7 protein-coding genes are annotated in these 8,921 nt (G+C 46.9%); 4 read left to right on the top strand and 3 right to left on the bottom strand.

Annotated features, from left to right (window positions below):
- Together Q5866_RS02060 and Q5866_RS02055 are read left to right on the top strand one after the other, a co-directional pair.
- A partial coding sequence (locus tag Q5866_RS02060) for a hypothetical protein (RefSeq protein WP_303178460.1) occupies window positions 1–863 on the top strand: 863 nt, incomplete at its 5' end.
- Between the two features lie 67 nt (window positions 864–930).
- On the top strand, window positions 931–2,058 hold the full coding sequence (locus tag Q5866_RS02055; protein WP_186978560.1) for a metallophosphoesterase: 1,128 nt from the start codon (window positions 931–933) through the stop codon (window positions 2,056–2,058).
- 40 nt (window positions 2,059–2,098) lie between these two features.
- On the opposite strand, the gene Q5866_RS02050 is transcribed toward Q5866_RS02055, so the two are convergent.
- From Q5866_RS02050 to Q5866_RS02040, 3 genes are all read right to left on the bottom strand, one after another.
- A complete protein-coding gene (locus Q5866_RS02050; protein ID WP_099291966.1) occupies window positions 2,099–3,748 on the bottom strand; it encodes an AMP-binding protein in 1,650 nt (549 codons plus the stop codon).
- Between the two features lie 192 nt (window positions 3,749–3,940).
- Window positions 3,941–4,522, bottom strand: coding sequence for a DUF4251 domain-containing protein (locus Q5866_RS02045; protein WP_099291967.1), 582 nt, complete (start codon window positions 4,520–4,522; stop codon window positions 3,941–3,943).
- Between the two features lie 292 nt (window positions 4,523–4,814).
- Entirely contained in the window at window positions 4,815–6,461 is a 1,647-nt protein-coding gene (locus tag Q5866_RS02040) for an AMP-binding protein (protein ID WP_186978561.1), read from the bottom strand.
- A gap of 232 nt (window positions 6,462–6,693) precedes the next feature.
- Here Q5866_RS02040 and Q5866_RS02035 point away from each other — a divergent pair, with 232 nt between their 5' ends.
- Both Q5866_RS02035 and Q5866_RS02030 read left to right on the top strand, forming a co-directional pair.
- Window positions 6,694–7,368: a pentapeptide repeat-containing protein gene (locus Q5866_RS02035; protein WP_099291969.1), complete on the top strand. Its 675-nt coding sequence runs from the start codon at window positions 6,694–6,696 to the stop codon at window positions 7,366–7,368.
- Between the two features lie 135 nt (window positions 7,369–7,503).
- The gene (locus Q5866_RS02030; protein ID WP_186978562.1) at window positions 7,504–8,901 is read left to right on the top strand and encodes a glutamate decarboxylase; all 1,398 of its coding nucleotides are present in this window, start codon (window positions 7,504–7,506) and stop codon (window positions 8,899–8,901) included.
- Window positions 8,902–8,921 lie beyond the last annotated feature (20 nt).

Here is an 8,921-nt window from a genome sequence, read left to right as displayed (position 1 = left end):
ATTGGAGTACCGTGGAGAAGTTGGCGGAAATGGCCGGGTATTTCGTGTTGGGAAATGCCGGATTGGGTATGATGGTAAACGGTGAACTGGTTGTTGGCGGACACGTGGAACTGGATGATATATTCCATATTTGCACGATGGCTTACAAAGACGGGGAGGGGAATACCGTCACGGTGTCTGTCCCGTATATCATCACGGCGGAGGGATGCCGCTTCGATAATGACGTGGAAGTTGCCGGGGTGAAATTCAACGGGTTGGAAATTGATTTGAGCAATGGCGTTACCAATCGGGAGTTCGTGTCTAACGATGCCGACGGGGCGATTCGTTTCTTTATCATGGATCTTTCTCCTCTGAACTTGACTCCCGAACAGGTGCCGACATTTGTCCCTAACAAGTATATCGCTTCTGTCGATATGTTGAAGAATAATAACGAGTATATTATCACGGACATGAGCGATGGCTTGAAAGCGGAATGGGAGGCTTTGAAAGAAGAATATCCGAATTTCGTTAAATTTACGCTGGAGATGGATCGTAAATCCGGTTACGAGGGATCATTCCGAGTGACGGCTGTTAATAGTGCGGACGGAAAGGAGAAGAGCCATAATTACGATTTCGGTACATTTACTTTATTGAATAACGCGATAAACCAAGTGCGGTTCGATAACAGCAAGAAGAGTCATTCCACGTCTTCCGGTTTCACGGATAAAGATTTGTATGACAAGGATAAAAACGAGCACGTGGGAGTTATTTACGATGCATTTTTTAGTAGCAAAGGTTTCACGGTTATCCGGGATACGGAAGAGGTGTTCTGGATCAGAAGTATTGCAGACCTGAACAAGTGGATGAGATTGGAAGCCGATTAGTTTTTTTGTATATCTTACCGGGAATTAGGGTACGGAGGATTCCCGGTAGTTTTTTAAAGCTTGAATTATGAAATGGTTTAGAGAATATATATTTTTTTTATTTTTCCTGTTATGTAGCGGGTTGTGTATTGCCCAAGATAAAGAAAAGCAGCAGGACGGGTTGTCGGTTGACGGACCTTACGTGATGTATGATTCTACCGGGGGAGTACGTGTGGTGCGGGTAGACGAACGGGGAGTTTTGCGGGATACGGTGTACGCCGACCTGCCCGCGGGGTTTACCCTTGAAGTGGTGTCCGAGAAAGGCGGGCATCGTTTTCGGGTACCGCTTCATCCGATAGAACGCTCGGCATGGAAGACTGGACAGAAGGAGAAAACGTTGATTATTTCGGATCCTCACGGTGATCTCGAAAGTTTTATTTCCGTGTTACGTAACAATGGCGTGATCGGGAAAGATTATAATTGGAAATTCGGGAAAAATCAGGTTATCATCATTGGTGATGTATTTGACCGGGGAAAAGACGTATTGCCTATCTTCTGGCTGATCTATAAACTGGAACAGGAAGCACGTGAAGCCGGAGGGGTGATGACTTTCATGCTGGGGAATCACGAAGAAATGGTGTTGCGCAATAATCTGAAATATACCCGTGGTAAATATAAGAATCTGGCGGATTCTCTTGGCATGAAGTATGCTGATTTATGGCACGGGAATAGCGAGTTGGGGCGTTGGTTGCGTTCCCGCAACCTGATGCAGATCGTGGGCAATAATCTTTTCGTGCATGCCGGGTTAAGCAAGGAGTTTACCGGTATGGGGAATAGCGTGATGGAGGTAAACGAGGAGATGGGGCGTTCTGTTTTCTTGGACAAGGAGGAGCGGAAGGTTTTGTCCGCGCTATCCGATTCTATTTATTGTGACCGGGGGCCCTTCTGGTTCCGGGGCATGGTGAAAGACGACGAAAAATACCGCCCGTCTACGCCCGCCGATGTTGATCGGATTTTATCTCGATATGGTGTAGGGCGTGTATTCGTGGGACACACGATATTTGACGACGTGACTTCTTTCTTTGACGGGAAGGTCGTTGCCGTGAACGTGAATAACCGAAAGAACCGTGAAGCGGGTAAAGGAAGGGGGATTTTGATGCAAGGTGATAAGTTGTACGTGGTGTACGACAAAGGCAAACCTCGTGAATTTGAATAAAAATATTAAGGCTGCCCATGCACGGGCAGCCTTAATATTTTTATTGATACAAGAAACGTTTTATGCTTTTCTTGGGGGTTTTCTCGAACTCCTCGTTGTATATTTTCACGTTGGTGATTTGGCTGTATGCCGGGAGTGTTTCGTTTACTTGCTTTTTATTCTCTTCCATGATGGCGGCAATCATCTCGTCCGAATTTTTGTGATCGGCGTTGATTGCCTCGAAATCCGGGTAGATTAAGGCGGTCAGTTTTCCGTCTTTTTCCACGACGATGGATTCGCAGACGTAGGGCAGGTTGTTCAATTGGTCTTCGATCTCTTCCGGGTAGATATTCTGTCCGCTGGGACCTAGAATCATGTTCTTGGAACGTCCTTTGATGAAGAGGTTGCCTTCTTCGTCAATTAACCCGAGGTCACCCGTGCGTAACCATCCGTCGGGAGTGAATGCGGCGTGTGTTGCCGATTCGTTTTTGTAATACCCGAGCATCACGTTGTCCCCCTTGGCAAGAATCTCACCGACAATATGGGCGGGATCGGGAGAATCAATTTTCAATTCCATGCGGGGTACAGCCCGTCCGCAGGAGCCTTTTTTGAAGGTTTCCCATCCCGCGTAGGAGAGGATGGGGCCACATTCCGTCATCCCGTAACCCACGGTGTAGGGAAAATTGATGGAACGAAGGAATTCTTCCACTTCTTTGTTGAGTGCGGCACCCCCGATGATCAATTCCTTGAAGTTGCCCCCGAATGCATCGATCACCTTTTGACGGATGGAGTTTTTTACTTTCTTGTCAAGTAACGGCAGATTCAGCATAAGTTTGATCAGCGGCTTTTCCAAAGAAGGTAATACTTTCTTCCGGATGATTTTTTCTATAATCAGGGGAACTGAAATAATCAGGTTCGGGCGGATTGTCGAGAACGCATCCGCTATGATCTTGGGGGAAGGGGTACGTGTCAGGAAGAACACGTGTGCCCCGCTGGCAAACTCGTATATAAACTCGAAAGCTAGCCCGTACATGTGAGCCATGGGCAACATGGAGATCACTTGTTCGCCGGGCATTTTCCCGAATACGCCGAACGCGAACGCCAAGTTCGACCATAAACTGCGGTAGGGGAGCATAACTCCTTTCGAGAAACTGGTTGTTCCCGACGTGTAGTTGATGATCGCCAGTTCTTCCGGCTTGTCATACGTGTACGAAACGTCTTCCGGTCGGAACCGATCGGGATATTTCTTCCCGAACAGTTCGTTCAATCGTTCCCGCGCGTGCGTCAATGTATGGCTGCGTGATACGATTGTCGAATAATCCTCTATGGCAAGGATCCCTTCCAGCGCTTCCATGGACGCCTCGTTCAGACCTTCCCACACGACACTGCCCACGAAAAGCAAACGGGCTTCCGAGTGGTTGACGATGTTGTGGATATTATCCGGTTTAAATTCGTTAAGGATAGGAATGGCAACCGCCCCGTAAGTAAGCGTGGCGAGGAACGCGATTCCCCAGTTCGTGGAGTTTCTACCGCACAATGCGATTTTATCTCCTTTCTTGATGCCCGCGTGTTCGAACAAGATATGTAACTTCTCGATCTTACGGGCAACGTCTTTGTAGTTGCAATTTACTCCTTGGTAGTCCGTCAGTGCCGGACGTTCCCAGTTTTCCTTGATACTACTTTCAATATAATAGATAAAACTTTCTTCCATCTCTCAGGTAACTTTCAAACAAATAGCAAAGGTACGAATAAGTTTGTAAAGTCCATAAGGTTTGTAAAGTTTATAAGGTTCATAGACCCCTGCGGGACGCTTTGTCTACGGCAGCGTTTGCTGCCGATAAACACTGTCCGAAGGACTCCCGTCACTTTATGAACCTTATAAACTTTATAAACCTTACAAACCTTATAGCCCCATCGCTTTTTTCTTGTCTTCAGGTATCGGGGTTAATTTGCCGCTGTAAGAGATGGATGCCCGGTTGTTGCTGGTCACGTTGACCGTGCATTTCCCGTTGCCGTATACCTCGATATAGAAATTGAAGACATCGTTATTATTGCGGACATTGAACTTGTACTCGATATAGTTCTTTTTCCGCTTGTTGATTACTTTGAACGACTCGTCTTTTATTTCGGCTTTCTCGAATTCCACGCCACCGCCTTCACCGTAAGGTACCGAATATGCCCGTCCGAAGAACGGCAGGCGTCCCGTGGCCACCGTGTCGAGCATGAATATTTGCCCTTGGTTGGTTGCCAGAGAAACATAGCCGTCACCACCGATACGTTTTTGCCCGTATTTGGAGTTGATGGTTATGCTACCGCTGCCACTAGGGTATGCCGCGTCTACTTCGATGTAGAACATCCGGCTTTTCATCAGTTTCTCGATCTTGTTCAACGCGGCCGTGTCCGCTTTTTGTTTTTTCTCTGCTACTGCGAAAAGGCAGGAGAATAAAAGTATTCCTATTGGAATGATTCTTTTCAATGTTTTCATGGTGTTACTTGTTTTGCCGAAGGCAAAGTTACATTCGCCTTCGGCGAGTTTCAGGTTTCATACGCCTTCGGCTAGTTGCATTTGCCTGTGGCAAGTTTATATTTACTTTTGCTAAGTTACGAAATATATTTGGTTTTTGCAAATGATGTTTTTGCCTTCGGCAAAGTTGCAGGTTACATTCGCCTTCGGCGAGTTACAGGTTGCAGGTTGAGTTCAACTTGCTGAAGGCAAATGTAACTTGCAACTCGCCGAAGGCGAATGAAACTTGTAACTATCAATAACGGTTTTGCCGTTATTGATATAAAAATCTCTTTATACTTCGTTTCGGGGTTTTCTCGAACTCTTCCTCGTGGATTTGTACGCGGGCAATCTGACTGTATGCAGGGAGTTGCTGGTTGATAGTCTTGCGTGTCTCGTTGATAATCTTGTTAAGGGCTTCTTTTGTGACTTTGTTCTGTTTCATCGCTTCCGCATCGGGATAGACGAGGGCGACGAGTTTGCCTTCCCGTTCAATGACGAGTGATTCCGCCACGTAGGGTTGTGCGTTCAAGATGTCTTCAATTTCTTCCGGGTAGATATTCTGCCCGCTGGGACCGAGGATAAGGCTTTTGCTACGTCCTTTGATATAGAGATAACCGTCCGCATCCAATACCCCCAGATCTCCGGTATGAAGCCAGCCGTCCGGGGCGAGTACGGCTTCTGTCGCTTCGGGATTGTTATAGTAACCGTCCATGACGTTTGCTCCTTTCGTGAATATCTCACCCACTTTATTAAAAGGATCATCAGAGTCAATTTTGATCTCCATCCGGTCGACGGCTTTGCCGCAAGAGGTGGGACGGAAGGTTTGCCAATGGTCGAAAGCAATTGCCGGACCACATTCCGTCATGCCGTATCCCACGGTGTAAGGGAATTTCACGGAATGGAGGAAGGCTTCCACTTCTTTATTCAATGCCGCACCGCCGACGGCGAGCAGTTTGAAACGTCCGCCGAAAGCGTCAAGTATCTGTTGTTTGATCTTGTGACGGATTTTACCGCCGATCACGGGTATTTTCAGCATCAATTTGATGTGGAAGCGTTCCAACTGGGGTAATACCCGACTCTTGATGATTTTCTCGATGATCAGCGGTACTGCCACGATGAGGTGCGGACGGATGTCGGCAAAGACTTCACCCAGAATCTTCGGGGAGGGCATTTTCTGTAAGAAATAGATATGTATGCCGCTGGCGAACGGGTAAATAAACTCGAAAGCAAGCCCGTACATGTGTGCCATGGTAAGGATGGACACGAGTTTCTCGCCGGGTGTGTATCCCATCTGGTCGAGGGCGTAGCGAAGATTCGACCACATACTGCGATAAGGTAGCATCACGCCTTTGGGGGAACTGGTTGTCCCCGAGGTATAGTTAATCATTGCCAGTTCCCCGGGACGTTCCACCCGGTAGTGTATGTCTTTTAATTGAAGACCTTCCGGGTGCTTTAACTTGAACAGTTCTTCCAAGATAAGAGCCGTTTCCCGCAAAGAGGCATTCTCCGAGGAGATAACGGAATAGTCCGCCATGGCGATTATTCCCGTGAGATTAGGCATTTGCTCGTGGTCGATGTTGTCCCACACGGATTTACCCACAAAGAGCAGGCGAGCCTCGGAGTGATTAATGATATGGTGTATGGTGTCCGGTCGGAATTCGTTCAATATGGGCACGGCTACGGCACCGTAAGTCAGCGTGGCAAGAAAGGTTATTCCCCAGTTTGAAGTATTGCGGCTGCACAAGGCGATTTTGTCACCCGGACGGATGCCGCTTCTCTCGAACAAGATATGCAATTTTTCGATCCAACGAGCCACGTCTTTATAGTTATGTTCCGCACCTTGATAATCCGTGAGAGAGGGGAGGTGCCAGTGTTCTTTTATGCTGTGTTCTATTAGTTTTAAGAAACTTTGTTCCATGACAAATCTAATTAATCGGTTAAGAATGTTATCCTTGGTTATACTGAAAATAGCACGGAAAAGTTCGAGGAGGTGATAAAGATTGCCTTCGGCAAGTTGCAGGTTACAGGTTGAATTTGCCTTCGGCAAGTTGCAAGTTGCTTTTCTAGCGTTAGGGACTGTATTTTCAATTGTTATTCGTATTTTTGGAACGTGTTCCATGGAAAATAAATCTTGGTAGAACGAAGAAGTTATGGTATTAAGACAGAAGAACGGTAAAGAAAAAGGAGAAGTGAAGATAGCCCCGCCTATGGTGCAGAGCGCAAGGGAGAGTGGGGAGATGTTGGGCGAGTTATTGGCGGAAGAAGAGGTTTGTGACCGGATATTCAGGAAAGAAATTGTAGAGGGGGCGAACGCGGGAGATTTGGAAATAAATCACTGTGTGTTTAACGGGGTGACGTTCAGTGGTTGCCAGTTCCGGGGGGCGCAGGTGAGTGACGTGCGTTTCGAGAATTGTGATTTGTCGAATGTCTCTTTTTTCGAGAGTTCCTTTTATCGGGTGGAATTTGTTGCTTGCAAATTATTGGGGACGAATTTTGGGGAGTGCAGTCTAAATCACGTGCTTTTGCATCATTGTAATGCCCGGTACGTGAATTTTTCCATGGGGAAGATGAAGCAGGTGTTATTCGCCCATAGTGATATGCAGAGCGGCAGTTTCGAGCGTTGTTCTTTTTCCCCGGCGAATTTTGACACGTGCAACTTGACCGAGGCGGAGTTTTCCCGTGCCACGTTGCGGGGGATGGATTTTCGTTCTTCACAGTTGGCGGGAATCCGATTGAACCCGGAGGATTTGCGGGGAGTCGTTGTTACTTCATTGCAGGCGTTGGATTTGTCCCGTTTGTTAGGGCTTGTCGTGAAGGACGAGTAGAATCAATAAATAACAAGGGGTGTTAAATGTGGCGCGAGGCTGAAACCTTCGGGCTTTCATCACGTAATTATTAGCGACCGTCGGAAAGAACGACGATTTATTTTTCGTTATAAAATAAACTAAACTAATTAAATTATGAAGACAGAAAATCCTATCACACCGGTTTTTGGGACGGATGAAGAGGCACGAGTAGCGCCTAAGTACGAGATGCCTGAGGGAATGATGCCGGGCGAAGTGGCTTATCAAATGGTTCATGACGAGGCCATGCTTGACGGGAATTCACGTTTGAATTTGGCGACATTTGTAACCACTTGGATGGATGATTACGCCCGTAGAGTGATGACCGAGAACATGGATAAAAACATGATCGATAAGACGGAATACCCGCAGACCGCTGAAATCGAGCGTCGTTGCGTGAATATCCTTGCAAAATTATGGAACTCCCCGGAGAAACCGTATTGCACGGGTACGAGTACCGTCGGTTCTTCCGAGGCTTGTATGTTGGGTGGAATCTCCGCGTTGAAACGTTGGCAAAAAAGACGTCGGGCAAAAGGGCTTCCCACCGATAAACCGAATTTCATTATTTCAACTTGTATGCAGGTGGTATGGGAGAAATTCGCTATCTACTGGGACGTGGAGATGCGTATGGTGCCCGTGACAATGGATAAGATCACGCTTGACCCGCAGGATGTGGTGAAGATGTGTGACGAGAACACGATCTGTGTCGTGCCTATTCAAGGTGTAACGATTACCGGTTTGAATGATAACGTGAAAGAGATCAACGATGCGTTGGATAAATTGAATGCCGAGAAGGGTTGGGAAATTTGTATCCACGTGGATGCTGCCACGGGAGGTTTCATTCACCCGTTCATCGATCCCGACACGTTGTGGGATTTCCGTCTGAAATGGGTACTTTCTATCAGTACTTCCGGTCACAAATTCGGTATGGTGTATCCCGGTGTGGGCTGGGTGGTATGGAAAGACAAACAATATTTGCCCGAGGAGATGAACTTTGCAGTGAATTATCTTGGTGCCAATATCCCGAGTATTTCTATCAACTTCTCTCGTCCGGGTAATCAAGTATTGGCTCAATACTATCAATTCTTGCGTTTGGGTAAGGAGGGATACAAGAAAGTTCAACAAAACTGTATCAACGTGTGCTTGTACTTGAAAAAACAATTGCAAGACATGGGTATATTCGAGTTTTTCAGTAACGATATGCCGAACCCGTTGTTTATCTGGAAGTTGAAAGAAGACAAGAATCGGAACTGGACATTGTATGATTTGTCTGATGCCCTGCACGTGGAAGGATGGCAAGTGCCTGCTTACACGATGCCGAAAGCGATGGAAGACGTGATTATCATGCGTGTTGTTGTTCGTCAAGGTACAGGTATTGACCTCGCCGATTTGTTGATGGAAGACATCAAACGTTGCGTGAAACAACTCGATACGTTGAAAGAACCGACTAACAGTGCTATCATGTGGAGCAAGAAAGAACCGCAGAAACCAAGAGTATTCAACCACTCTCGTTAATCGGGGCATTTCGATGATAC

This window comes from uncultured Butyricimonas sp. (assembly GCF_959596855.1).
GTDB classification, from domain to species: Bacteria; Bacteroidota; Bacteroidia; order Bacteroidales; family Marinifilaceae; genus Butyricimonas; species Butyricimonas muris.
The sequence above is the reverse complement of the archived record's forward strand: the minus strand, read 5'-3'. Positions and strand labels throughout refer to the sequence as shown.

Excerpts from the sequence above, each read along its gene's own strand:
- Q5866_RS02030 (WP_186978562.1), top strand. The coding sequence starts at position 7,504 with ATGAAGACAGAAAATCCTATCACACCGGTTTTTGGGACGGATGAAGAG.
- Q5866_RS02045 (WP_099291967.1), bottom strand. The coding sequence starts at position 4,522 with ATGAAAACATTGAAAAGAATCATTCCAATAGGAATACTTTTATTCTCC.
- Q5866_RS02040 (WP_186978561.1), bottom strand. The coding sequence starts at position 6,461 with ATGGAACAAAGTTTCTTAAAACTAATAGAACACAGCATAAAAGAACAC.
- Q5866_RS02050 (WP_099291966.1), bottom strand. The coding sequence starts at position 3,748 with ATGGAAGAAAGTTTTATCTATTATATTGAAAGTAGTATCAAGGAAAAC.
- Q5866_RS02055 (WP_186978560.1), top strand. The coding sequence starts at position 931 with ATGAAATGGTTTAGAGAATATATATTTTTTTTATTTTTCCTGTTATGT.
- Q5866_RS02035 (WP_099291969.1), top strand. The coding sequence starts at position 6,694 with ATGGTATTAAGACAGAAGAACGGTAAAGAAAAAGGAGAAGTGAAGATA.